Genomic DNA, 23,912 nt, shown 5'->3' on the forward strand with positions numbered 1-23,912 from the left:
ACTAAGCAATGGAACTTCGAGTTGGTGTTAATTGCTACTAATTCAAAGTGGTGTTTTAACTCTCAGGATGCTTTAGAGAGATCCGAGCTCATGAAGCCGTGATGCTTTCCATGACTCCAGAAGGCTTCCAGGTCGTAAAAGCCTCGTTCGCTTGGCTGTAGAACATGCACGATTAATTCGCCGTAATCGAGCAGAGCCCATTTGCCTTCATTGAGACCTTCGCTTCGCAATGGCAATCGATCGGCTTCTAGCTCAATGCGGTCTTGCACAGATTTGGCAATTGCTCGTACTTGGACTTCAGACAGTCCTCCGGCAATCACCATCCAGTCCGCCAGGCTGGAAACCTCATCGATACGGATCAGTTGAATGTCTGTAGCTTTGCGATCGTCGCAGGCTTCAGCGGCCATTTCTGCTAGCTGTTCACTATCCATAGACGTTCTCACTGCTTACGGATTGGCGAGATCCTTCCTGTTCAGCCATCTCTGCTCGAGCTTTGCCAGCACTTTTTCTAAGGGCTTCCAATCGATCTTCATAGAAGCTGCGCTTCTTCTTTTTGCGGGTTTGTTCCACAAGCTCCTTTAGAGCACCGCCGAGGCTCTTGTAGGCATTCGGCACGCTGTAATTAAAACGACAGGCCAGATCGATGGCCCTTTCATCGGCAGCGATTGCATCCTGAAGCCGCTTTTCAGAGTTGTTCTTTAAATAGAGCCGATATCCAGCGAAGCCCGAAAGACCCAGGGCCATTAGTAGCAACAATCCGTCTTGAACCCAGAGTTCACCGATTGCACCGCCAAGGCCGATGGCGAGAGCAGCCATTTCCCAGCCATCGCGTGGAATGGTGTCGTTCTGGACTCGACCGACTTCATGCCAAAACAGCAAGTTGCGATGGTCGAGCGCGAGGTTGTCCCATTGTTCGAGATCGATTTGGATCTCGACCTCATCACGTCCTATTTCCTCGAGGGTGATGAGCGGTGGATCTACCGCTGCTGCCGCCTCCACGAACACCCAGCTCTGCATCTCTGGCGGCAGCTGCCCCTTAAGGCGCTGGAGTTCGCTCATGGTCTTGATCTCTCTCCGTACTCATCAAGCTAGCGACTACATGGCGCCTGGGTGTTTTTCCTGAGCTATCTCTGACGTTGCGTGGGAAGCTAGTCGCGTTTGGCCAATACCTGAAATTCCATGCCCCGTAGGTCTGATCTGCGTCGCATCCTGCTGCTGGGGTCAGGTCCGATCGTGATTGGCCAGGCCTGTGAATTTGATTATTCCGGCACTCAAGCATGCAAGGCCTTGCGTGATGAGGGTTTTGAGGTGGTGCTGGTGAATTCCAATCCGGCCTCAATCATGACGGATCCGGAGATGGCTGATCGCACCTATATCGAGCCGCTCACACCCGAGGTAGTGGCTCGTGTCATTGAGTTAGAGCGTCCTGATGCGTTGCTGCCAACCATGGGCGGCCAGACGGCTCTTAATTTGGCGGTGGCATTGGCTGAAAATCACACACTCGAACGTTTCGGCGTTGAGTTGATCGGTGCAGATCTAGACGCAATTCGAAAGGCTGAAGATCGTCAGCTGTTTAAGCAGGCGATGGAGCGCATAGGCGTCAATGTTTGCCCTTCAGGGATTGCTTCCAGCCTCAAAGAGGCAGAAGACGTTGGTGAAGTGATCAATAGTTTTCCGCGCATTATTCGACCGGCCTTCACTCTTGGTGGCAGTGGTGGTGGCATTGCTTACAACCCAGAAGAATTTGCAGCGATCTGCAAAAGCGGTCTAGATGCCAGCCCTGTTTCTCAGATCTTGATCGAAAAGTCTTTGTTGGGTTGGAAGGAGTTCGAGTTAGAGGTAATGCGTGATTTGGCGGATAACGTTGTGATCGTCTGTAGCATTGAAAATGTCGATGCGATGGGTGTGCATACAGGAGATTCAATCACCGTTGCCCCTGCACAAACTCTTACCGACCGTGAGTATCAGAGGCTTAGGGATCAGTCCATTGCCATTATTCGTGAGATAGGTGTTGCTACAGGGGGTAGCAATATTCAGTTCGCTATCAATCCAGATGATGGCGAGGTGGTTGTTATTGAAATGAATCCGCGCGTTAGTCGATCATCAGCGCTGGCAAGTAAGGCCACGGGTTTTCCAATTGCCAAGATTGCTGCTCGTCTTGCTGTGGGTTATACCCTCGACGAAATCATTAACGACATCACGGGTAAGACACCAGCCTGTTTTGAACCCACAATTGATTATGTCGTCACTAAGATTCCACGATTTGCGTTTGAGAAGTTTAAGGGCAGTCCTGCTGTCCTCTCTACGGCAATGAAGTCTGTGGGAGAGGCTATGGCGATCGGTCGCTGTTTCGAAGAGTCTTTTCAGAAAGCGATGCGTTCTCTGGAAATCGGGCGGGCTGGTTGGGGTTGTGATCGTCAGGAGCCAGAACTTACTCCTACAGAAATTGAGCGTTTGTTGCGCACACCTTCTCCTGAGCGGATCATGGCAGTGCGAACAGCGATGTTGGCCGGACGCAGTGACCATGATATTTGCGCTTTGAGTAAGATTGATATTTGGTTTTTAGCCAAATTACGCCATCTGATCAACACTGAGATAACGCATCTGTATGGGCATAAATTAGATGAATTGGATGAGGAATGTCTTCTCTGCTTAAAGCAGCTTGGCTATTCCGATCGTCAGATTGCTTGGGCGACAGGTTCTGAGGAGCTCGATGTACGTGCTCGTCGTGAACTGTTAAATATCAAACCTGTTTTTAAGACAGTCGATACTTGCGCTGCTGAATTTTCATCAACTACTCCATATCATTATTCAACTTATGAGCGGCCCCTGTACCGCCTTGATTCTGATGACCAATTGTATAAACTTGAACCAGAAAGCGAGGTCGTTACAGACAGTCGCTCAAAAGTGATGATTCTTGGCGGCGGTCCTAATCGCATCGGCCAAGGAATTGAGTTTGACTATTGCTGCTGCCATGCTTCATATGCAGCTCAGGATCAAGGATTTGTCACTGTGATGGTTAACAGTAATCCCGAAACTGTCTCTACTGATTATGACACTAGTGACAGACTTTATTTTGAACCTCTTACTCTTGAAGATGTACTGAATGTTATCGAGGCTGAACGCCCAAATGGTGTCATCGTTCAGTTTGGTGGTCAGACTCCACTCAAGTTGGCAATTCCCTTGCTTCGTTGGCTAGAGAGTTCGATCGGACAGTCAATAGGCACTCGTATATGGGGTACATCACCAGAATCAATTGATCAGGCTGAAGATCGTGAACAGTTCGAGGCGATCTTGCGGCAACTTCAGATTCGCCAGCCTCGTAATGGCTTAGCTCGTAGTGAAGAAGATGCTCGAGCCGTAGCAGTTCGCATTGGTTATCCCGTTGTCGTTCGTCCCTCTTATGTGCTTGGAGGCCGAGCCATGGAGGTGGTGTTTGATGAACAAGAATTGAATCGCTATATGGCTGAAGCGGTTCAGGTCGAACCCGATCATCCAGTGCTCATTGATCAGTATCTGGAAAATGCTGTCGAAGTTGATGTTGATGCTCTCTGTGACTCTGATGGGGTTGTAGTGATTGGCGGTTTGATGGAACACATTGAGCCTGCTGGAATTCACTCTGGTGATTCCGCTTGCTGCCTTCCCACCATCTCTCTTGGTGAGCAAGCCCTTCGTACGATTCGTCTCTGGAGTGAAGCGTTGGCCCTTGCTCTCAAAGTTCAGGGGTTGATCAATTTGCAGTTCGCTGTCCAGCGAGATGAAGCGGGTGATGAGCAAGTGTTCATCATCGAGGCCAATCCTCGCGCTTCTCGTACTGTTCCTTTTGTGGCTAAAGCCACAGGAGTACCCCTGGCCAGGATCGCCACTAGGCTCATGGCAGGTGAGACGTTGGCGTCTGTTGGACTTAGAGATGAGCCTCAACCAGCTCTTCAGTCTGTCAAAGAAGCTGTATTGCCATTCCGTCGTTTCCCTGGGGCCGATTCGGTACTGGGCCCGGAAATGCGATCCACTGGAGAAGTGATGGGTTCAGCCTCGAGTTTTGGCATGGCGTTTGCCAAGGCTGAAATTGCTGCTGGTGAGGCTTTACCAATTCGTGGAACAGTCTTTCTTTCAACTCATGATCGGGACAAGCCAGCATTAATACTTGTCGCTGAACGGCTGATTGAACTTGGTTTTGATCTCACGGCCACATCCGGAACTGCTCAAGCCCTTAATCAGGCTGGATTGAACGTTCAGCCAGTACTCAAGGTTCATGAGGGACGTCCCAATATTGAGGATTTGATTCGCTCTGGTCAGATTCAGTTGGTGATCAACACACCTATTGGCCGTCAGGCCGCTCATGACGACAAATATCTGCGACGAGCAGCTCTTGATTACTCCGTGCCTACCCTTACGACGATTGCTGGAGCACGTGCTGCTGTCGAGGGAATCACGGCACTCCAGCAACAGTCACTATCCGTAGCTGCCCTTCAGGACATCCATGTTTGACAACCCATTAGGGTTTGCTCAATTGAAGTTCTTGCCGTGATCGCTAACGCTTCTCCTATCGTTTTGGCTCCTGGTAGTGATTGTCGAGAACTATTTCAGGCAGCCTATGAGAATCGCTACACCTGGGATCCGGTCTTTTCTGGTTATCGGGGTCGATGTCTCTGGGTAAAGGATGATCGCGTCGTGGAAGGGCGGTTTGAATTGGGAGCGGATCTCAAGGCTCATGTTGACGGTATAGAAGATGAATTGATCTCTAAGGCTGTCTCTTCCCAGCTATGGGAAGTTGCGATTCATCGAGTGCGACGCAGTTTTGAAAAGACCCATGCTGAAAACACTTTTACCGCAGGGGACAACGATGAAGTTGGTTTGGAAGTGATCGTTGGAGGGAAAAATGTTGGTGATCGTTATCGCATCAAAAATGATGTGGTGACGATGGTTCATCGCCATATTCACGGAACTGTGGTAACCATTTTTACAAAAAGCACGACGAATACAGGCTATGGCTACCTAAGTCATACTTACAGCAGTCAATACCACGATCCGAAAACGAACGAACCTACCAGTGGTATGAGTCAGTTCACTGATACTTTTGTGCCCTTGGCTGATGATGGCTTATGGGTATTGAGTGAGAGGCTAGTGGAAAAAGATTCTTTTGCTGGAATAGCTGCTGAACGGCAATTATTTCAGTTTGTAGATCTTAAGCTGCTACAAAATGAGTGATAATGGTTGTCAATTGATTTGAGACTAATAATGCAAACTTTGTTTGAACGATAAAACTAAATATGTGCGTTTTGCGATAGGAGGTAATCAATTCTTTTAAGCTTGTCTATTTTTGGGTACAATTAAGACTATTGATGACTAGGCAAATGTTCGATCTAGGGTTGAGTAATTTTCATCCTTACCTTGTTAACAGCTAACTTGATGATGCTAGGAGTGGGCTTTATGTCTTCATTGGAGTGTTGCTATTGCTGTTCCTAGTGCTGGCTCCAGCTTATGAGGCAAGACCTATCTCTCACTATCTCGAAAACTTTGCTGAGAATAATTTGTGAACAATCAGAAGCCCAAGTTTATATTGCCTCCATCACTAGCTGAAGGCAATAGGTTTAGATATTCTTTTCGCCCTCTATTGCTAGTGGTTTTGCCTGAAAGAATTGGCTTGATAAAAGACCCCCATAGGAAACAACCTTTAACTTTGGAGCACAATTAATTAAAAAAGTGGTAGGCGGTAAGCAGAAAAAATCAGTTCAAGATGCCTCTGGTAAAGGGGTGACGTCTTTGAGCTTTTCATTCAATTGCATTGCCAGAGTCTGACGGCCTACTGCCAGCACTTTTAGAGTGTCTTCGTGCATGCGTAGTTGGGCATCAGCAACTTGCATGCCACGGATCAGTTCTTTCAATTCATCTGGTAATGAATTCAGGTCGTAGCGTTTGCCTTCAAAAGTGAGTACAGGATCAGGCTTGTTCGCTGCTGAGTCAGTCATCGGTGGTAAGTTCTGTTCTTGAGTGGCATTTGTGCTTTCGGACCTTCCGAAGGGCCATTTCGGAGGCATTTGTTTACCAAAAGGGTATCCAACACTTTCTAAAGCATGAAAATGCAATTGTCTATAGCTCGCCTAAAATTATATCCTAGGGATTTGCCATGATGGCTCTTATCCGTTATTGGCTCGGAGCGCTTCTTTTTATATCGCGAATGAACTGTCGTTCGCAGAGCTCTCTATAGCGACCCGTGCGGGACATTAGTTCGTCATGGCTGCCACGATCACTGATACGCCCTTGTTCCAGCACAACAATCTGATCTGCTTCCTGAACAGTTGCAAGACGGTGGGCTATCACTAGAACAGTTCGCCCCTGCATAGCTTGTTTAAGACCTAGTTGAACGGCTGCTTCCGCTTCGGCATCCAGCGCACTAGTGGCTTCATCTAACAGCAGCACGGCTGGATTGCCGAGCACCGCTCTAGCAATGGCGAGGCGTTGAAGTTGGCCACCAGAAAGATTTGTGCCTCGTTCTTCTAATTGAGTGGAATATCCTTCCGGTAAGGACATGATGAAGTCATCAGCGTTAGCCAAACTCGCAGCCTGCTTCACTTTTTGCTCATTTGCCTGACGGCCGAAGCGAATGGCATCAGCCACACTGCCTGAGAATACCGTTGAGCTTTGCGGAACCAAGGCCACCTGACGTCTTAGCTCCTGGGCTTTGACCTGGCTGAGCTCATGCCCATCTAAAAGAATCTTCCCTTGCTGGGCCGTGTTGAAGCGTAAAAGTAATGAGAACAGAGTGCTCTTGCCAGCACCAGATGGACCCACCAATGCCACGACTTGGCCAGCCTTCACCTCTAGAGATAGATCCTGTAGCACCTGTTGCTCATTGACATAGGCAAAACTGACGTGACTAAGCACCAGATCACCTTTTAAGCGACCCAGTGGTTCAGCCTGGTCAATGTCAGGGGGTTCTCGTGGTTCGCGTTCAATTTCTCGCAGGCGTCGTAGTGAGGCCTGTCCTTGCTGGAATTCATTGAAATTCGTGGTGAGGTGGCTAATGGGATCGATCAGCATCAGCAAGGCAGCGACATAGCTGCTGAAACTTTGCCCATCCATTCCGCCGGTTTGAATCCGAGCGGCACCAATCGCCAAGACTGTGAGGATGCCAGCGGCTTCGATGAAGCCCACGACAGGATGTTGTAGAGCGAGCAGACGCAGGGTTTGGTAACGCGCATGACGATGAAGATCAACTTCGGCATCAAAGCGTTTCTGAAGCCAGGGTTCTGCAGCAAAGGCTCTGACCAAAGGCAACCCTTGGATTGCTTCACCAAGTAGCGCTGCAAGATCGCTCACCTGTCGTTGGCTGCGTTCTGCAGCTCTCATGACTCTGGCACCAAACTGGCCTACCAAGATCGCCACTATCGGCGCTAGCAGCAGGGTGGCTAGTGATAGTTGCCAGTCAAGAAAAACCATATAGCCAAATACCGCTACCAATTGCAGAGCACTTGGTGTGGTGTCTTGAATGGTCTTGTAAATCACTTCTCCTACACGATCGGCATCCTCAGTGAGCCGATAGGTGAGATCTCCTGAGGACAGTTTCTCGAGGGCCCCAAGTTCTACTTGTTGCAGCTGTGCAAATAAATCACGACGCAGGTCTTGGCTAACGCGCAATGCTGGCCCGGCAAGCATTGTGTCCTGTCCGAATTGAGCCAGTTTTTGAACCAGAAAAACAGTGAGTGCTATGGCAATCACCTGGACGACCTGGGTCAGCTTGCCTGCCCCGATCGCTGGAATCAGCTGCCCAGCAAGCCATGCCAGCAGCGGCCAGCATCCTACGTAAATCAGCATGCACACACCTCCCCAGATCAACCTGCGCAGGTGAGGGCGTAAGAGGGGAAGCAGTCTGCGGAAGCCGGCTTCGGAGGAGGAAAACATCAAGTCACACTAGTTGCGTGAACCCTCTGCTTATTCAATGAAGTTGGATCAATTTCTTAAATGGCAGGGCTGGGTAGCCACTGGAGGCGAGGCGAAACAGCTGATCCAGTCAGGGCAGGTGTTTGTCAATGGAACCGTTGAAACAAGGCGTGGCCGCCATTTGAGTTCAGGCAATCGGGTTCGATTGGGCACAGATGAGGCGGTCTTTGTCGGCAATGCTTCGACAGGGCCGTAAGTTAGCCCCTGCGGAACTTCAGAGGACCCGAGCGTGCGTAAACCCGTGATCGCTGGCAACTGGAAGATGCACATGACCTGTGCTCAGGCACGGGAGTACACGGCCATGTTCCTGCCATTAATCGAAGCCACTCCCAATGACCGTCATGTGGTGATTGCTCCACCATTCACTGCCATCTCCTCAATGGCAGAGTCTGTTGGCGGCACTCGTCTGGAATTGTCAAGCCAGAATGTGCATTGGGAGGATGATGGTGCTTATACCGCAGAGGTTTCGCCAACGATGCTTCTGGAGCATCAAGTGCGATACGCGATTGTTGGTCATAGTGAACCGCGCAAATACTTCAGTGAGAGTGATGAACAGATCAACCGCCGTGCTCGTTCTGCTCAGTCTCACGGTTTGATTCCGATTGTCTGTGTGGGTGAAAGTGATGAGCAGCGTGAACGAGGAGAGGCCGAACGAGTCATACGACGTCAGGTGGAACAGGGACTTGAAGACACTGATCCAGAACGACTTGTGGTTGCCTATGAACCCATCTGGGCTATTGGCACTGGGAAGACTTGTGAAGCAACGGAAGCCAACCGCATTTGTGGGCTGATTCGTCGCTGGGTTGGTTCTTCGGAACTAATTGTTCAGTACGGCGGTTCGGTAAAGCCAGGAAATATCGATGAACTGATGGCGATGAGTGATATCGATGGAGTGTTGGTGGGTGGTGCTTCCCTTGATCCAGAGAGTTTTGCTCGCATTGCCAATTATCAAACCAGTTAAATCTCCTTGGCCTCAGGGATGGGGACAGCGAACGAATGTGATGGGGGTGATTAATATCACTCCTGATTCATTTAGCGATGGTGGCAATTATCTAGACCCTGCTAGTGCCCTTGCACAGGCAACTCTTCTTTTACAGCAAGGAGCTGATGTTCTTGATCTTGGTGCCCAGAGCACGAGGCCTAAGGCCGAGGAGGTTGGCTGGCAAGAGGAGTTGAACAGAATGATGCCTGCTCTTCGTTCAATACGTGCAGCTCACCCGCAGGCGTTGATCTCTGTGGATACATTTTTGGTGCAGGTGGCGGAGGCAGCTCTGCAAGCAGGTGCAGATTGGATCAATGATGTCAGCGGCGGCAGGCGTGATCCAGAGTTGCTGCGGGTTGTTGCCGAAGCAGGTTGTCCCTATGTGTTGATGCATAGCCGTGGCAACAGTCAATCCATGGATCAACTCGCCACTTATAGCGATGTGATTGAAGAGGTCCGTCTTGGATTACTTCGTCGAACGGATCAAGTTTTGGCAGCTGGTATTCGATCTGATCAGTTGATTTGGGATCCTGGCTTGGGTTTTGCTAAAACCACTGAACAAAATCTGATGTTGTTGAAGCATCTGGAGAGGATTTGCTCTGAAGGGTTCCCTGTTTTGGTTGGACCTTCCCGTAAAAGATTCATTGGAGATGTTTTGCACCAACCGGATCCAGAGGCTCGTCTATGGGGTACAGCCGCGGTGGCGTGCCGTTGTGTGCAGGCGAAGGCGGCAATGGTGAGAGTGCATGATGTGGGTCCAATCCATCAGACCCTTCAAATGGCTAGGAGACTGTGGTAATAGGGGTTTCAGTTACTTTTTAATCATTCGCCAGACGATTGGTTCTCTGGAGTTGTTACTCCTTCAATTCGATCTTCAATTTCCTGGTACAGCTCTTGCAATTGCTGGATGTTCTCATCAGATGTTTCCCAATATCCTCTGCCATTGACTTCTAAGAGGGTGCCAACAATACGACGGAAACTATGCGGATTAAGTTCCATGAGACGCTTACGCATCTCTGGATCATTGATGAAGGTTTCGTTTGACTCTTCATAGACAAAGTTATCTACCTGTCCGCTAGTTGCGCTCCAGCCGAGGGTAAAGTTCAGGCGCTTGGCGACTTCGCGAACACCTTCATAGCCTGAGTTGACCATGCCTTCATACCATTTTGGATTGAGTAACTTTGTACGCGAATCCAATCGAATCGTTTCGCTCAGAGAGCGGACCTGCGCATTTGCTGTTGTCGTATCTGCGATGTAACTCGTTGGAGCTTTGCCATCACCTCTAAGACCCTTGATTAAATTTGTGGGGTCTGAGTCGAAGTAGTGGCTAACATCAGTAAGCGAAATTTCGGCAGAATCAAGGTTTTGGAATGTGACATCTGCTGTTTTCATGACAGATTCAAATACTTCTCTGTTTTGGTTCATCTCTCCTGGGTTGTCAGCATTAAAGGCAAATGTCTTGCGTGAAAGATACATCTCTTGAAGTTCATTCTCCTCTTCCCATGTTGAGTTCTCTACTGCAAGATTTACGTTTGAGCTATAACTTCCACTTGAATTAGAAAATACACGGCAGGCTGCATCCCTAAGGGTTGTGCCATGTGCCTTTGCTTGTTCAAGGGAGTGTTTGCGTACGAAGTTTTGATCCAGTGGTTCATCGGCCTCAGCTGCCATCTTGACGCCTTGATCGATTAATGCCATTTGGTTTATAAACAGATCTCGAAATACTCCTGAACAGTTCACAACCACATCAATCCTTGGTCGACCAAGCTCTTCAAGGGGAATGAGTTTTAACTTGTTAACACGACCTACAGAGTCTGCTACTGGATTTACACCGATAAACCAGAGAATTTGCGCAAGCGATTCACCGTAAGTTTTGATGTTATCTGTACCCCAAAGAACACAGGCAATCGTTTCTGGCCAATTGCCCTGTTCTTGGCGTTGACGTTCAATTAATTTATCGACAACTCCTTTTGCTGCAGCAACGGCAGCTCTGGTTGGGATGGCCTGTGGATCGAGAGCATGAATGTTTTTGCCACTTGGCAGAACCCCTGGATTTCTAATTGGGTCTCCACCTGGACCAGGAAGCACATATTCTCCATCCAGGGCACGAATGAGGCTCTGCATTTCCATGTCTGCGCATATCTTTTCAAGGCAAACGCGCAAATAAGCAAACAGTTTGTCAAGCTCAATGGAATCAATTTTGCCGAATCCAGCTTTGCTACAGGCTTGCAACCATGCATTGGGGCGTGTTACACCAAAACGCTGAAGGAGATTAAAAAACCAATCCAAATACCAGTTGGAATTATCTTTCATATTGACGCGTCCGTCTCGTCCCGTGAGAGATTGCACCATCGCCCTAACGGCGACACGAGATGCCTCAGTGATTGTGCGATTGAGCTCTACATCAGCAAGAATGCCGTCATCATTTCCTTTGTAGATATCTTCTATTTTGCGATCTATCGCTTCTGCTAAGAGCCCAGGAAGCGAACGAAGACCATCGTCTTCACGTTCAAGGGCGGCGATGCTTACCAGAGTTGCTATCGCTTCTTCTGCCGTGGGTGGTTTGCCGATCGTGTGAAGTCCACATGGAAGTAGACGACTCTCGATTTCCATTAATTGGCTATACACCGCTCCTACAACTGCATCCCGTTGGTCGAGATCTAGCTCTGCTGCGTCTTGTTCTGGCAGGTCTACGTCGCGATCAAGATTGCATTGACGTGCGGTTTCAATGATGGTATTCACAATTTGCACACCACGTCCGCCTTCACGCAGTTGCTGGTAGGACCCCACCAGTTCGCCCAGTTCCTTGAGGCCCTTATAGAGGCCTGCATTTTCTGCTGGAGGAGTGAGGTAGCTGATCGTGGAGGCATAACCTCGTCGCTTGGCAATCGTTGCTTCGGAGGGATTGTTCGCGGCGTAGTAATAAAGATTTGGCAGCCCTCCGATCAATGAATCTGGATAGCAGGTTTCACTCATGCCCATCTGCTTCCCTGGCATGAATTCGAGAGAGCCGTGGGTGCCAAAATGGAGCACAGCATCAGCTTTCCAGATTTTTTCGAGATAGGTGTAGTAAGCAGCAAAGCCGTGATGAGGACTGGCGCTTCTTGAGTAGAGCAAGCGCATTGGGTCTCCTTCGTAGCCAAAGGTGGGTTGCACGCCTACAAAAATGTTGCCGAAGTGCCGTCCATAGATCAGTAGGTTTTGACCATCACTATTGAGTTCTCCTGGCGGCTTGCCCCAGTTTTCTTCAAGGCGCTCTGAATAAGGTGTCAGGTGCTCGTACTCAGCCACACTCATACGGTGTGCAATGGCCAGTTCTGGTGCTCCTTCTAGTGCTTCAGGATCATTGATCACCGCCTCCATCAGTGCTTTGGAGTCTTTGGGGAGGTTTTGGATGTCGTAGCCCTGAACCTTCATTTCCTCCAAAACACGATGGATGGAACCAAAAACATCTAGGTAGGCAGCACTCCCAACATTGCCTTTATCTGGAGGGAAACTAAAAATAGTAATTGCTAATTTTTTCTCAGCTCTTGGCTTGATTCTTAGAGATGACCAACGGATTGCTCGTTCAGCAATCGCATCAACCCGGTCTTGAAGTGTGTGGGCTTTGCCGGTGGCATCATCCCTACCAGAGAGCACGATTGGCTCGATGGCTCCGTCTAGTTCTGGGATGGCGATTTGTAGTGCAACCTGTACTGGGTGCAGGCCTAGGTCACTGACTTCCCATTCCTGAGTCGTTTGGAATACAAGCGGTAGCGCCACCATATAAGGGCGGCTGAGGCGCTTGAGAGATTCGATAGCCTTGGGGTGATCCTGTCTGGCAGGGCCACCCACAAGGGCAAATCCAGTGAGGGAAACTACCCCATCGACTAGAGGTTGGTCAGGGTTGATTGGGTCGTAGAAGAAGGCATTGACAGGCTTAGAGAAGTCAAGGCCACCGCAGAAAATAGGGAGGACACGTGCGCCACGGAACTCGAGTTCCTGAATGATTGCGACGTAATGGGCATCGTCACCAGTGACGATGTGGCTTCGCTGCAGGACAAGGCCGATCATTGGACCTTTGCGGGCGGCGTCTGTGAGGTCGGTGCGGCTGGCCGTCCAGTTGAGGTACTCCTTAAGGTCTTCAAACATGGACGGAGCCATGGGATGCCAGATGCCCAGGTCTGGGAAGATCTCTGGCTCCACGATTTCTAGTTTTGGACGTCCTTCTCCTTCTTTCATGGGGAAGACGTATTTATCTGCCAGCATCAACAGCAGGTTGCGCAGGTTGTCTGGCGTACCTCCTAGCCAGTATTGAAAGCTGAGCACGAAGCTTCTTGCATCTTGTGCTTTATCAACCGGCAGATATTTAAGAACGTTGGGGAGTGTATTTAATAGTTTGAGCATTGCGTCTTGGAATCCAGCTCCGCTTGATTCCTTTCGCTTTTTCATGAAGTTGGCGATAACACTATCGCTCTGTCCAAGCTGGGCCATGGTGAAGGTGCCAAGCTTGTTGAGCCGCATCACCTCCGGCATGGAAGGAAAAACAACAATGGCTTTGAGCCGCTCGCGATGGGGTGTGACAGCGTCCACCACTTTCTGAGCTAGGTCTTCAATGAAAATCAGCGAGGCGATAAAAACATCGGCTTCGGCTACATCTGCTTGGAAGTCTGCAAAGTTGCTTGGATCGCGCAGTTCTTCGATGAGGTAACCACTCAGTTCAACGCCAATGGCTCCATTTTGTGCATTGAGGCTGTTTGCGGCCTGGGAAAGCGCACTTTGGTACTGAGGTTCGAGTACCAAATACACCGCTTTCATCACAGCTTGATGACTGTGGTTCTCAGCAGGAGCAACTCGGCGATCGGCTGAGCGAACCTGCGTGAACATTGGCGTACTGCAAAGTAATTTGATGAAGCCTAGGTTGTCTGGCGCTCAGCGTGAAGTTCGCTGCCTGGGTGTTACATGAGTCGACCCATAGGCTTTATTCAGCGATCGCCCTCCCATGACCTCAGTCCCTCCAGAGTTGATTCCTGTTGTGGTTGCTGGCGCACTGGGCCGCATGGGGGCTGAGGTCATCAAAGCTGTTCATCTCGCTTCGGATTGTGAGTTGGTTGGTGCAGTGGACACAACTCCAGGCAAGGAAGGCGTGGAGGTTGGGGAGGAGCTTGGAATTGGTGTTCTTGATGTTGCTTTGACGTCCGACCTTGAGGCTTGTCTTTGTTCTGTTAGCCAGTCTTTTCATAGGACTGGACCTGGACAAGGTGCTGTGCTTGTTGATTTCACTCATCCTTCAGTGGTTTACGAGCACACCAGGGCGGCATTTGCCTATGGGGTTCATCCGGTCATAGGCACTACAGGTCTGTCTCCAGATCAGTTGCTTGATCTCAGCAACTTTGCTGAAAAGGCCTCGATGGGAGGCGCTGTGATTCCAAATTTCTCTGTTGGCATGGTCTTACTGCAGCAGGCAGCAGCAGCGGCTGCACGCTTTTATGACAATGCAGAACTGACAGAGCTGCATCACAACCGTAAGGCTGATGCCCCGAGTGGCACATGTATAAAAACCGCAGAGATGATGGAGGAGCTCGGGAAAAGTTTTAATTCGCCTGAAGTTGATGAGCATGAATCGCTGACTGGTTCCCGTGGTGGCTTACGAGCTAGTGGCTTAAGACTCCATTCGCTTCGTCTTCCTGGATTGGTTGCCCATCAGGAAGTGATGTTCGGAGCTCCTGGAGAGAGCTATACACTCCGACACGACACCATTGATCGTTCGGCCTACATGCCAGGTGTGTTGCTAACCGTTCGTAAGGTGCGACAGCTTCAAGGTCTGGTTTATGGCCTTGAACGCCTCATCTGAAATTCATTTGCGTGTCGATGTTGGTCCCTTTGCGTCCAGGAGAGCTTCAGAGGCTTATCCCTGCAGTGGCCACCAGTAATCAATTCGCAGCGGCCCTTGGCAACCCTCGAAAGATTCTGCAGAGGGTCATGATCGCAGCCATTGGAGGTGTGATCACACTATTGATTAGTCAGAGTCAGCTGGCGAGTCGATGGGGTGCTGTCTGGCTTGTTGCTGGAGTGGCTCTTCTGCTTTATGTGCTTTGGGGCCCAATTGTTGAAGCGGGTCAGCGTAATGCAGGACTTCGTCGTTATCCGGCGGCGGCCATCTTCGAAGGTGAGGTGGCCAATGTGTTCACCCGTGAACGAGTGCTGGAACGTCATGAGCAAGCGAACAAGCTCGGAGAATTGGAGCTTGTTGAGAACAGACGTACTTGGATTGTTCTTGAGTTAGAGGATGAAGATGGATATTTGGGTCAATTGAGCTTTCCGATGTCCAAGAAGCATCAGTCCATCCGAGCTGGATCTATCATTCGTTGCCTGGTGCTGAGCGATCGCAAGGATTTCAGCCGTATCGCTGCACTGACTGATGCATGGTTGCCAGGGCAGCGGTTGTGGGTCGGGGAGTATCCCTTTTTGCTAAGGCCTGCATTTGAGGAGCTTTGTCAGTTGCGTTTTGCTCGCCAGACCAGCTGAATCGAGCTAAGAGATTTTTCTTGCCACTAGCTTGAAGAGTCTTAGGCGTGCAAATGGCATCGTTCGTTTGACTTATACGATTACTCGATTCCTCTGTGAGGTTCTCAACAAGAGGATGGTTGATCAATCAATACTTTTAAGATTGAAAACCTTTAGGATTTGCCACTGAAATACAGAGGGGATGCCAGCCAGTTAACATCTCTGTGGATGCTTCGCCATTCTCAGGGATATTGCATTGCTGTTCACTTTTTGCAGAGATGTTTGGGAAACTGCTTTTAGGAGCTTTAGAACATGATTGATCAATTCACAGCTATTGGCCAACTTGTAGCAAAATCACTAGTGATCTGTTTCTCATTTTCTGGTTGACCACTTGAACCGGTTCTACTCTGCAGCAAAAGGGTCTTTGCCAGTTGACATACGAGTGAAGATCCTTGGCGCTGGTCCCACTGGGTCGCTTTTGGCGCTTGCTCTTGCTCGGCTAGGTAACAGCGTCACCCTCTGTGACCCCTTAACAGTTGAAGAGTTGCCAGCACGAAGTAGAGCCTATGCCCTTACTCATTCATCAAGGCGATTGCTTCAATCACTTGATCTATGGGCCTCACTAATTCCTCATCTCGCTCCATTTACAAGATTGCGGCTAGATGATCAGGAGCTGAATCGTCATACCTATTTTGAGGTTGATGATCTTTCAAGCCAAAATCAGCTTCACGGGGCCGTCGGCTGGATTCTTGACCATCGATTGTTAATGGAATTGCTGATTGATCGTCTTCAGACATCTCCAAAGGTGCTTTTAAATTTGGGGAAGTTTGATAACAATCATCTCGATGGTCACGATTTGGTTGTTGCGGCTGATGGTCCGAGATCTCTTACCCGGGAGGCATGGGGTATCAACACTTGGAACCATCCTTATCAAAATGGGTGTTTAACAGCCAAGGTGCTGCTTCGGGGTGCTGATCCCTTGATGGCATATGAGCTTTTTCGTGCTGAAGGTCCTCTAGCTGTCTTGCCAATGGGAGGTGAGGTCTTCCAGATGGTTTGGAGTGGTCCTTTGAGACGATGCCAAGAACGTGCTGGTCTTTCTCCTTCGTGCTTTCTTGATCATCTTGCTGCGGTGTTACCAGATGGCCTTCAGCCAGATGTGCTCTTGGATCGCCCTGCGGCATTCCCTCTCCAACTCGCCTTTGCCCTTCGTTTGCAACGAGGTCGTGGCGTCCTTGTGGGTGAATCGGGGCATCGCTGTCATCCTGTCGGAGGACAAGGGTTGAATCTTTGTTGGCGTGACGTAAGCACCTTGATGAACCTTGTGAAGAATGTCGATGAGGGCCAGTTGCCTGTTGAGAAGTTGCCTCAGCTCTATGCCCGCAAGCGCATTTTTGATCTCGTGTTGGTTGGTTTATTTACTGATTTGATCGTGCGTTTTTTTTCCAGTCGAAACATCATGTTGCTGATGGTTCGACTCCCGCTGATGTTTCTTCTGGCGCGCTTCTCTTTGTTGCGTCAGTTGCTTTTGAAGGCCATGACTGATGGACCCATCACAGTCATCAGATTGTTGCCAGAATGATCGTCTACTGCAGTTGGTTCAATGGTGATCAGTAGCCATCCGCAGCCCTCATTCTCACCCCAGTTACTGCAGTTTTTGCAACAGAAACTCGGCCTTAGCGAGAACGCTCTGAACTTGGGTTTGCGTCAGGCAGAACTGGAGCAAGCACCTCTGCCGGTCGTGCTTTGGAGTTTCGGTTTGCTGAGCTTGACTCAGTATCAGCAGGTTCTCGATTGGGAAAATGATCAGGAGTAAATGATCAGTGACTTCACTGGTATCTCAACTGGAAGTTGCTGACGCCCGCCGAGATCGGCTAATTCGATCACAAAACCACATCCCACCAGATCACCACCAGCCTGCTCGATTAACTCGACTGTGGCTCTTGCAGTTCCTCCAGTCGCCAGAAGGTCGTCCACCATTAAGACACGGGGATGACCTTGTAGAGCATCGGCATGAATCTCGAGCCGATCGCTGCCGTACTCCAGTGAATAGTCGATGCCAAGAACATCACCAGGCAATTTGCCAGGCTTCCTAACCGGAACAAAGCCGATTTTGCGAGTCGTTGCTAAAGCTGTTCCCACAATGAATCCACGTGATTCGATTCCGACAATTAAATCGGGTTTGAATTCTGTGCAGAGATCTCCTAGCTGTCGCATCACTTCATCCCAGCCATCGGGATCACGCAGCAGGGGACTGATGTCCCGAAAGAGAATTCCCGGTTTTGGGAAGTCTGGTACGTCTTGAATGAGGTGGCGAAGATCCAAAGAGTGGTGACGCAGGGGCCTTAGGCCTGGCATCATCGCAGCCATGATCAATGCAACAACCACTTCAGATCCTTCATCAACTGTTCAGCAACAGAAACCCTTTGAGCAAAAGCAGAGTGGCGTGCAGAACAACACCGTTCTTGGTAGGAGAGGACTTGAGCGTCTAGACCTTCTCTTGCTTGTGGTCGAATCACTTGATCTCAATGGTGGTGAGGCGATGCTTTGGGCAACGAATCAGCTGGGTTTGCAGGAACAGTTCCCCAACCGGGTTGAGCTTTGGAAGCGACGTTGTCACAATCCACTGAGACGCGCTACCCGTAGAGGTGACCTCAGTTCTATTGATACTGAGGCTTTGCTTCGCCTGCTTTGTTTCATGGCAAGCCGTCTTTATCCCCTTCTTCATCAGCTGCTTTCTTCACGTGAACCAGAAGAACTCAATTTGCAGCGTTGGACTTTGCTTGATCAGCGATTGCGTGATCTGATTGAGGAGAGGATGAATCCTCGGCGCGGAGCTGTTCAGCGTCTGTTGAAGCCAGAGCAATCTCAGCCTATTCAGCGTGAGCTGGTGCTTACGCTTGCGCTTGCTGCTGGTAATGGAGGAGTCGATCGCCTGCGCGCCAGCTTGCTTGATCCAACACCCTGATGCTTAACCTCTCTTTCCGTTATGACCAAACGGCAGTCCGCCTTCAGGTGGAGGGCCTGCCAGATTTCTCCGCAGGTCATGGGGATGGTGCTCTAGGCATCCTGTCGGGTTGGCGGCTGCAGTTGGTTGGTTCACCAGAGCTAGAAGGCAAGCGTGAACATTTGCAGGCCTTGATGGCTTCTGTGCTCCCCTATTCACGCCACCGCATTTCTGGTGTGAGTCGAGCTTTTGGTGACGAAACCAGTGTGGTCGTTATTTCTCCTGTTGGGGATAGACATCAACTGCTTTTGCGAAGTACTCAGCCGAATGTCCCTCCTCTCACTCTTAACCTTGACGATGCAGAGCTTGCTGATCTCGTGCGCTGTCTGGATGATCTTCGCCTTGACTCACGTGTGCAGGTTCACTGGGAGTTGCCAATTGATTACCCATTGCCGCGTCAGGAACTTGCCGAGCGAGTCCCTCTTGGCCAACGCTTAGGAGCTCCATTGATTGGTGGCGCAGCATTATTCTTGATTGCAGGTCTTGGTCTGTTGTTGCCTGTTCCACGCTATCCAGATGGAACTCAGCCCCCTGCCACTCCTAATGCGCCAGAGTTGCAATCACGTTCTGATCGTTGACGAACAGATCTTGCAGGTCAGAATTACGGTCTATTGAAAACACTTTTATACCTCCCATTGGGAGATCTGCAGGCGTGAAGATCGAATTCATCGTGTCCTGTTGAAGCGGACCCCCTCTACTGATTTATCCCATGAGCAGTCCTCTTCGAAAATTCAATAACTCAGATCGTCAACGTCAGGTTTTCCGCAGATCTAGACCCAGAAAGGTGCTTCCTCTTTGGCGTCAGTTTGTTGAATCCCTGCTGATGTTGGTTGGCGGCATCGGGTTATTAGCTTTTTTGAACTGGGTTCCTCAAAGACTCGATGGGGTGGTGATTGTCAGCGAAGCAATCGCTGATCTGATTCGCGGTATCACTCATCTGCTTGAGGCCCTTTTGGGCCTTGGTTCGGTGATTTTGTTGGCTGGACTCGTGATCATTGGTCTGAGCCTTCTCCTTGGTGGCAGCTGGCGGATGTTGAGGTTTTTTACACAACTATGGAGTAGGCCGAAGAAGGTTTCCAGGAGGCCAATACGTCGCCAGATCCGTCGTTAGTGCCTGCGAGGTTGAGGATGAGGATGAGGCGCCAGGGATCTTTGCAACATCCAAAGCTCCTCCATGGTTATATCGCTATCGTTGTTGAAATCCAGTCTGTTGAAGTTGTTGGCCAGCCAGGGGATTGACTCAGCTTCATAGCGATTGAGTTTCCCATTGCCGTCGATATCGGCTTGCTTGAAACGTCGTTGGAGCCTTTTACCGTTTGGATGAGTACCGGGAGGTCGTAAGTCCTCTAAAACTAAATATCCTCGTGAATTCTTTCTATTTAGCCTTCTTTTCAGGTAAGTCTTTTCTCCTACCTCGCTTGCATCCAGCCGACCATCGCCGTTGAGGTCCAATCGTAAGAACATATCCTCCATGCGCTGTCCGTAGTACTCAATGCCATCTGGTACGGCTTCGGCACCGGTTTGGTTCAGCAGAGTTCCAGCGCTGATCAGTCCTGCAGTGATTAACCTGAAAACCTTTGACTCCAATGATTTCGGCCAGCAAAGAGGGGGCCTTGGCTGATTTGTCATGAAATCAGCCTATGGATCGTGACCAGCAATGTCGATGACTGAACTATGACCAAAGCTCTTTGAGCTGTGACATGGTCCAACCCCTCTAGAAAAAGCGATAGAGATTGTCTATACCATCGAAGAACAGTGGCTTCTAGAGCACCCAATAGTGATGGAACGCTCCTCGATGATCTGGGTTGTGGACGATGACCCAGAACTGCGTCAGATGGTGGGTACTTATCTGATTGACCAAGGTTATGACGTTCGCTGTCTCAGCGATGTCAAGCAACTGGAAGCACGTTTGGAATTTCAACGACCTGATCTTGTTGTCCTTGACTTGATGCTGCCGGGTGATGATGGCCTTTCCGCTCTGCGTCGTTTGCGTGATGCAGGGGATGATTTGCCTGTTGTGATGCTTACCGCGAGGGGGGAAGCTGTCGATCGGATTATCGGTCTCGAGCAAGGTGCAGACGATTACCTTGGCAAGCCATTCCTTCCACGAGAGCTTTCTGCTCGTATTGAAGCTGTTTTGAGACGACGCAGTGCGCTGCCTGCTGGTACCCCTTTAGCCGAGGGTGGCGATGTTGTTTTTGGTGGGAATGAGTTAAATCTTTCGGCTCGTACCCTCACCCAGAACGGTTCTCCAGTTGTGATCACGAGCGGAGAATTCAGCTTGTTGTCTGCCTTTGTACAACATCCTCATCGCCCTCTCTCTAGGGAAAGATTGATCGAACTCGCGCGTGGGCCAGGTTGTGATACTGATAGTCGAAGCATGGATGTTCAGGTTTCGAGAGTGAGAAGGTTGGTCGAACCTGATTCCAGTCGACCTCGCTATATCCAGACGGTATGGGGATATGGATATGTCTTTGTTCCTGATGGTGAGCCCCGGTCTCGCTGATGACTCGGACACAACGCAGGCCGGCGATCGTGTTCATCTCTTTGGGCTGGAGTGGCCTTGTTCTTGGCAGTTGGGCACTTTGTTTATTGGTGTTGCAGGTGCTCTTTGGCCGACAGTTAGAGATGCTTCAGACCATTCAACTTGGTCGTGATCTATCACTCAACGTTCGTCTTACTGAGTTAGCTCTTGAACGGTATCCCCCTGGTTTGGTTTCTGAACTCACAGGGCTGGATCTAGCAGTGATCGATCGTCCACCAGATCCGCCCCGATTTGATCATTCTCTTCAGCGGCAAACAGATGCGCTTCAGAAGCAGTTATGCCAACGACTCTCCCATTGTCCAATGGTGGTTCCCTTCCAATCTGAAGGTGCGCAACGTGGAGCTTTGATTGAACTTATTTCCCCTTTAGAGCCTGTTTGGCTCCGAGTTGGACTGCGTTCCGCTCTTGGTTGGCCACCGGAGCCAATCATGTTTGGACTGGCTTTGGTTGGTGCCGTGGTGATTTGTGGTGGTCTTTTTCTTCTTTTTCAGGTTGATCGACCATTGAGGGGTCTGGAAAGGGCCCTCGCTCGCGTTGGTGATGGTATGGATCCGGAAGCAGTCGCAGCAGTGGGCGCTCCTGAAGTCCAACGCCTCACTCAACGTTTCAATGCCATGCTTTTACGCTTATCTGCCAATCGCCGTGAAAGGGCAACGATGCTTGCAGGCATCGCCCATGATCTGAGAGCCCCGATAACTCGACTCAGTTTTCGGCTGTCTTTGCCATCCCTCAGTGCTAAGGATCGTGATCAATGTTCAAGGGATTTGGAGTCACTTGAGCGAATCACGGGCCAATTCCTTCTTTTTGCCGGTGGAGGTGATAGCGAAGCCTTGGTGGAATTACCTCTAGATGCGTGGATGGCAGAGGTCTGTGCGACTCATCCTGCCGATCTGCTGAGGCTTGATCTTGAACCTCTTATCGCCAGAGTGAGGCCTGTTGCCTTGGGACGAGCAGTTGTGAATCTCATCGACAATGCATTTACCTACGGTTTAGCACCTGTGACGGTGTTGCTGCGTGGCTTTGAACACAGTTATCGCATCGAAGTTTGGGACCAGGGAAACGGCATGCCAATGGATCAGTGGGAGCGAGCCTTACAACCTTTTCAACGCTTGGATGAATCGCGCCGGGAACAGGGGCATAGCGGCCTCGGGCTGTCGATTGTTGCTCATGTTGTTAGTCGACATGGAGGGCAACTCAGCTTTGTTGCTTCTGATGGATCCACTGAAGACCAACCTGGTCGCTTTGCGGTAAGGCTTCAATTGCCTTTTGAGCCTCCTGAATAGTCGTCGAAGTAGAAAAATATTGTTAATCTAATATTTTTTTTGGCAAAATTGTCCAAGCGCTGAGGAAAGTTGATTCATGGTTTCTTTTTGTCACTTTAGGAGGCAACACAGGGTAGCTTTGCTAGAAGGTTGTGATGGGCAAAGACAAGAACAAGAAACAGAAGAAGTTTTCTTCCCCATCAGAAACAAACACTGGGCTCGACTTGGAAAGTCTTGATGGTACCGATAAAGACATTAAACATCCATCATCATTTTCAGATGGTCCTCATTCAAGTATTCAACGTCTCAACAAGAAGCTATATGAGTCTGAATTGAAGAAGCTTCAGTCCGATTTGGTGAGGATGCAGTACTGGATAAAGGCCACTGGTTTTCGCATGATTGTGCTGTTTGAAGGTCGTGATGCAGCTGGTAAAGGGGGCACGATCAAACGACTGACAGAACCTTTGAATCCCCGAGGTTGCCGTGTGGTGGCCTTGGGGACCCCATCAGATCAACAAAAGACTCAGTGGTATTTCCAGCGATACGTTGACCATTTCCCTAGCGCTGGCGAAATTGTCGTGTTTGATCGCAGTTGGTATAACCGCGCTGGAGTAGAACGGGTGATGGGTTTTTGTACACAAGAGGAGCTAGAGCGCTTCTATCAAGCTTGTCCTCAATTTGAAAGGATGTTCGTACAAAGTGGCATTCTTTTGCTCAAGTATTGGTTTTCAGTTAGTGATGTGGAACAGGAGGCCAGGTTCCAGTCAAGGATTAACGATTTAACGCGTCGTTGGAAGCTTAGCGAGATGGATCTTGAAGCTCGCAATCGTTGGGTTGAATTTTCCAAAGCAAAGGATGTGATGTTTACTCATACAAATATCCCTGAAGCTCCATGGTTCACCGTAGAGGCTGACGACAAACGTAGAGCTCGTCTGAATTGCATTCGCCATTTGCTCAGCAAGGTGCCCTGGGAAGATATGACCCCTCCTGCAATTGAACTTCCAGCACGGCCTGAACAGGGTGAATATATGCGCCCACCAAAGAATGAGCAGTTTTTTGTACCTAATACCTATCCCTATAACATGACCAATGATTGATTAATCATGCTCGATCTGATTGAGCTCTGTTACTTAATAATTTTCATCATATTAATAAGGCGTCCTGTATCTCAATACTACCTTTTCAATAAGGCCGGGATTGTTGATGCATTCATTTTCTCTAAGGTCAGCTTTAACTTGGCTGATATTAAAGCTAGACTTTTATAGAGTCTAAATTGATCAGACCGTCTTGAATTGCGTATCAAATGGTACGTTCAAATTCAGGCACTGTGGCTTGATGACGTAGAAATTGCTTTAATTGAATGAATTAATAGTATTGGCACGGTTAACGCTAGTAATAGATAATTATCACGCGGTATTGCCGTTTTTCGTGTGAGGAACCAAATGAAACTCTTCCAGCAATTGCTGGTGGCACCTGCTGCCTTGGGCCTGATGGCCCCTATGGCTGCTAATGCCGCAGACCTAGATATCAAAGGTGTGTCCGATTATTCGGCCTCCAGCGAGCAGGTCACCAGCATCTCCCAATTCCAAGATGTTTACCCAACCGATTGGGCTTATCAGGCTCTTAGCAACCTGATTGAGCGCTACGGCTGTGTAGCTGGCTATCCAAGCGGTAGCTACCTCGGCAACA

22 protein-coding genes and 1 pseudogene are annotated in these 23,912 nt (G+C 49.6%); 16 read left to right on the plus strand and 7 right to left on the minus strand.

Translation table 11 applies throughout. The annotated features are described in order from the left end of the window. Positions 1–62 precede the first annotated feature (62 nt). Positions 63–431 carry a ribosome silencing factor gene (rsfS, locus tag EV12_RS08645; protein WP_036914611.1) on the minus strand — a complete coding sequence of 123 codons (369 nt, stop codon included), beginning with the start codon at positions 429–431 and terminating at the stop codon, positions 63–65. Then, a complete protein-coding gene (locus EV12_RS08650; protein WP_011826028.1) occupies positions 424–1,059 on the minus strand; it encodes a DUF3318 domain-containing protein in 636 nt (211 codons plus the stop codon). The genes rsfS and EV12_RS08650 overlap by 8 nt, the downstream gene beginning before the upstream one ends. Before the next feature lie 120 nt (positions 1,060–1,179). Between EV12_RS08650 and carB the strand changes: the two genes are divergently transcribed. Together carB and EV12_RS08660 are read left to right on the plus strand one after the other, a co-directional pair. Beyond that, positions 1,180–4,488, plus strand: coding sequence for a carbamoyl-phosphate synthase large subunit (gene carB / locus EV12_RS08655; RefSeq protein WP_036914612.1), 3,309 nt, complete (start codon positions 1,180–1,182; stop codon positions 4,486–4,488). A 36-nt stretch (positions 4,489–4,524) separates the two neighbouring features. Next, positions 4,525–5,208, plus strand: coding sequence for a DUF3386 domain-containing protein (locus EV12_RS08660; protein ID WP_036914613.1), 684 nt, complete (start codon positions 4,525–4,527; stop codon positions 5,206–5,208). 524 nt (positions 5,209–5,732) lie between these two features. Here the strand turns inward: EV12_RS08660 and EV12_RS08665 are convergent. Then, positions 5,733–5,969, minus strand: a complete 237-nt coding sequence (locus tag EV12_RS08665) for a DUF6447 family protein (RefSeq protein ID WP_036914636.1) — start codon at positions 5,967–5,969, stop codon at positions 5,733–5,735. Between the two features lie 175 nt (positions 5,970–6,144). Beyond that, positions 6,145–7,902, minus strand: coding sequence for an ABC transporter ATP-binding protein (locus EV12_RS08670; protein ID WP_036914614.1), 1,758 nt, complete (start codon positions 7,900–7,902; stop codon positions 6,145–6,147). Between the two features lie 37 nt (positions 7,903–7,939). Between EV12_RS08670 and EV12_RS08675 the strand changes: the two genes are divergently transcribed. The 3 genes from EV12_RS08675 to folP are packed head-to-tail and all read left to right on the plus strand — an operon-like array spanning position 7,940 to position 9,722. Then, a complete protein-coding gene (locus EV12_RS08675; protein ID WP_036914615.1) occupies positions 7,940–8,137 on the plus strand; it encodes an RNA-binding S4 domain-containing protein in 198 nt (65 codons plus the stop codon). 33 nt (positions 8,138–8,170) lie between these two features. Next, positions 8,171–8,902, plus strand: coding sequence for a triose-phosphate isomerase (gene tpiA, locus EV12_RS08680; protein ID WP_036914616.1), 732 nt, complete (start codon positions 8,171–8,173; stop codon positions 8,900–8,902). Continuing rightward, positions 8,880–9,722, plus strand: a complete 843-nt coding sequence (gene folP / locus EV12_RS08685; RefSeq protein ID WP_446727372.1) for a dihydropteroate synthase — start codon at positions 8,880–8,882, stop codon at positions 9,720–9,722. Before tpiA ends, folP begins: the two co-directional genes overlap by 23 nt. 23 nt (positions 9,723–9,745) lie before the next feature. Here folP and EV12_RS08690 read toward each other — a convergent pair whose 3' ends face one another. Further along, positions 9,746–13,789: a magnesium chelatase subunit H gene (locus EV12_RS08690; RefSeq protein ID WP_036914618.1), complete on the minus strand. Its 4,044-nt coding sequence runs from the start codon at positions 13,787–13,789 to the stop codon at positions 9,746–9,748. Between the two features lie 115 nt (positions 13,790–13,904). Between EV12_RS08690 and dapB the strand changes: the two genes are divergently transcribed. The 4 genes from dapB to EV12_RS08710 all read left to right on the plus strand — a co-directional run bounded on the left by dapB (position 13,905) and on the right by EV12_RS08710 (position 17,225). Next, positions 13,905–14,756: a 4-hydroxy-tetrahydrodipicolinate reductase gene (gene dapB, locus EV12_RS08695; RefSeq protein WP_036914619.1), complete on the plus strand. Its 852-nt coding sequence runs from the start codon at positions 13,905–13,907 to the stop codon at positions 14,754–14,756. Between the two features lie 17 nt (positions 14,757–14,773). Then, complete coding sequence (locus tag EV12_RS08700; protein WP_036914621.1) at positions 14,774–15,430, plus strand: hypothetical protein; 657 nt, start codon at positions 14,774–14,776, stop codon at positions 15,428–15,430. Positions 15,431–15,800: 370 nt separating this feature from the next. Next, positions 15,801–16,991: an FAD-dependent monooxygenase gene (locus EV12_RS08705; protein ID WP_081939882.1), complete on the plus strand. Its 1,191-nt coding sequence runs from the start codon at positions 15,801–15,803 to the stop codon at positions 16,989–16,991. A gap of 21 nt (positions 16,992–17,012) precedes the next feature. Next, complete coding sequence (locus EV12_RS08710) at positions 17,013–17,225, plus strand: DUF2949 domain-containing protein (RefSeq protein ID WP_036914624.1); 213 nt, start codon at positions 17,013–17,015, stop codon at positions 17,223–17,225. Here EV12_RS08710 and EV12_RS08715 read toward each other — a convergent pair. Next, positions 17,216–17,734, minus strand: coding sequence for an adenine phosphoribosyltransferase (locus tag EV12_RS08715; protein WP_036914637.1), 519 nt, complete (start codon positions 17,732–17,734; stop codon positions 17,216–17,218). The genes EV12_RS08710 and EV12_RS08715 overlap by 10 nt on opposite strands. A gap of 43 nt (positions 17,735–17,777) precedes the next feature. On the opposite strand from EV12_RS08715, the gene EV12_RS08720 reads away from it, so the two are divergent. The 3 genes from EV12_RS08720 (at position 17,778) to EV12_RS08730 (ending at position 19,527) form a co-directional block, all read left to right on the plus strand. After that, positions 17,778–18,377 (plus strand): DUF3038 domain-containing protein, encoded by a 600-nt coding sequence (locus tag EV12_RS08720; RefSeq protein WP_241466510.1) that lies wholly within the window; start codon positions 17,778–17,780, stop codon positions 18,375–18,377. Next, positions 18,377–18,994, plus strand: coding sequence for a DUF4335 domain-containing protein (locus EV12_RS08725; protein ID WP_036914625.1), 618 nt, complete (start codon positions 18,377–18,379; stop codon positions 18,992–18,994). The genes EV12_RS08720 and EV12_RS08725 overlap by 1 nt, the downstream gene beginning before the upstream one ends. 131 nt (positions 18,995–19,125) lie before the next feature. Next, on the plus strand, positions 19,126–19,527 hold the full coding sequence (locus tag EV12_RS08730; RefSeq protein WP_036914627.1) for a hypothetical protein: 402 nt from the start codon (positions 19,126–19,128) through the stop codon (positions 19,525–19,527). Here EV12_RS08730 and EV12_RS08735 read toward each other — a convergent pair. Beyond that, positions 19,524–20,045 (minus strand): EF-hand domain-containing protein, encoded by a 522-nt coding sequence (locus EV12_RS08735; protein WP_052039485.1) that lies wholly within the window; start codon positions 20,043–20,045, stop codon positions 19,524–19,526. The genes EV12_RS08730 and EV12_RS08735 overlap by 4 nt on opposite strands. A 151-nt stretch (positions 20,046–20,196) precedes the next feature. Here EV12_RS08735 and EV12_RS08740 point away from each other — a divergent pair, with 151 nt between their 5' ends. The 4 genes and pseudogenes from EV12_RS08740 to EV12_RS08755 form a co-directional block, all read left to right on the plus strand. Continuing rightward, positions 20,197–20,922, plus strand: a complete 726-nt coding sequence (locus EV12_RS08740) for a response regulator (RefSeq protein ID WP_193742191.1) — start codon at positions 20,197–20,199, stop codon at positions 20,920–20,922. Continuing rightward, positions 20,922–22,244 carry an ATP-binding protein gene (locus EV12_RS08745; RefSeq protein WP_036914628.1) on the plus strand — a complete coding sequence of 441 codons (1,323 nt, stop codon included), beginning with the start codon at positions 20,922–20,924 and terminating at the stop codon, positions 22,242–22,244. Before EV12_RS08740 ends, EV12_RS08745 begins: the two co-directional genes overlap by 1 nt. A 134-nt stretch (positions 22,245–22,378) precedes the next feature. Beyond that, positions 22,379–23,320, plus strand: coding sequence for a polyphosphate kinase 2 (gene ppk2 / locus EV12_RS08750; RefSeq protein ID WP_036914630.1), 942 nt, complete (start codon positions 22,379–22,381; stop codon positions 23,318–23,320). A gap of 345 nt (positions 23,321–23,665) precedes the next feature. Next, a pseudogene (locus EV12_RS08755) lies at positions 23,666–23,912 on the plus strand (S-layer homology domain-containing protein); the annotation flags it as partial.

It is taken from the genome of Prochlorococcus sp. MIT 0701 (genome assembly GCF_000760295.1).
Lineage (GTDB): Bacteria > Cyanobacteriota > Cyanobacteriia > PCC-6307 > Cyanobiaceae > Prochlorococcus.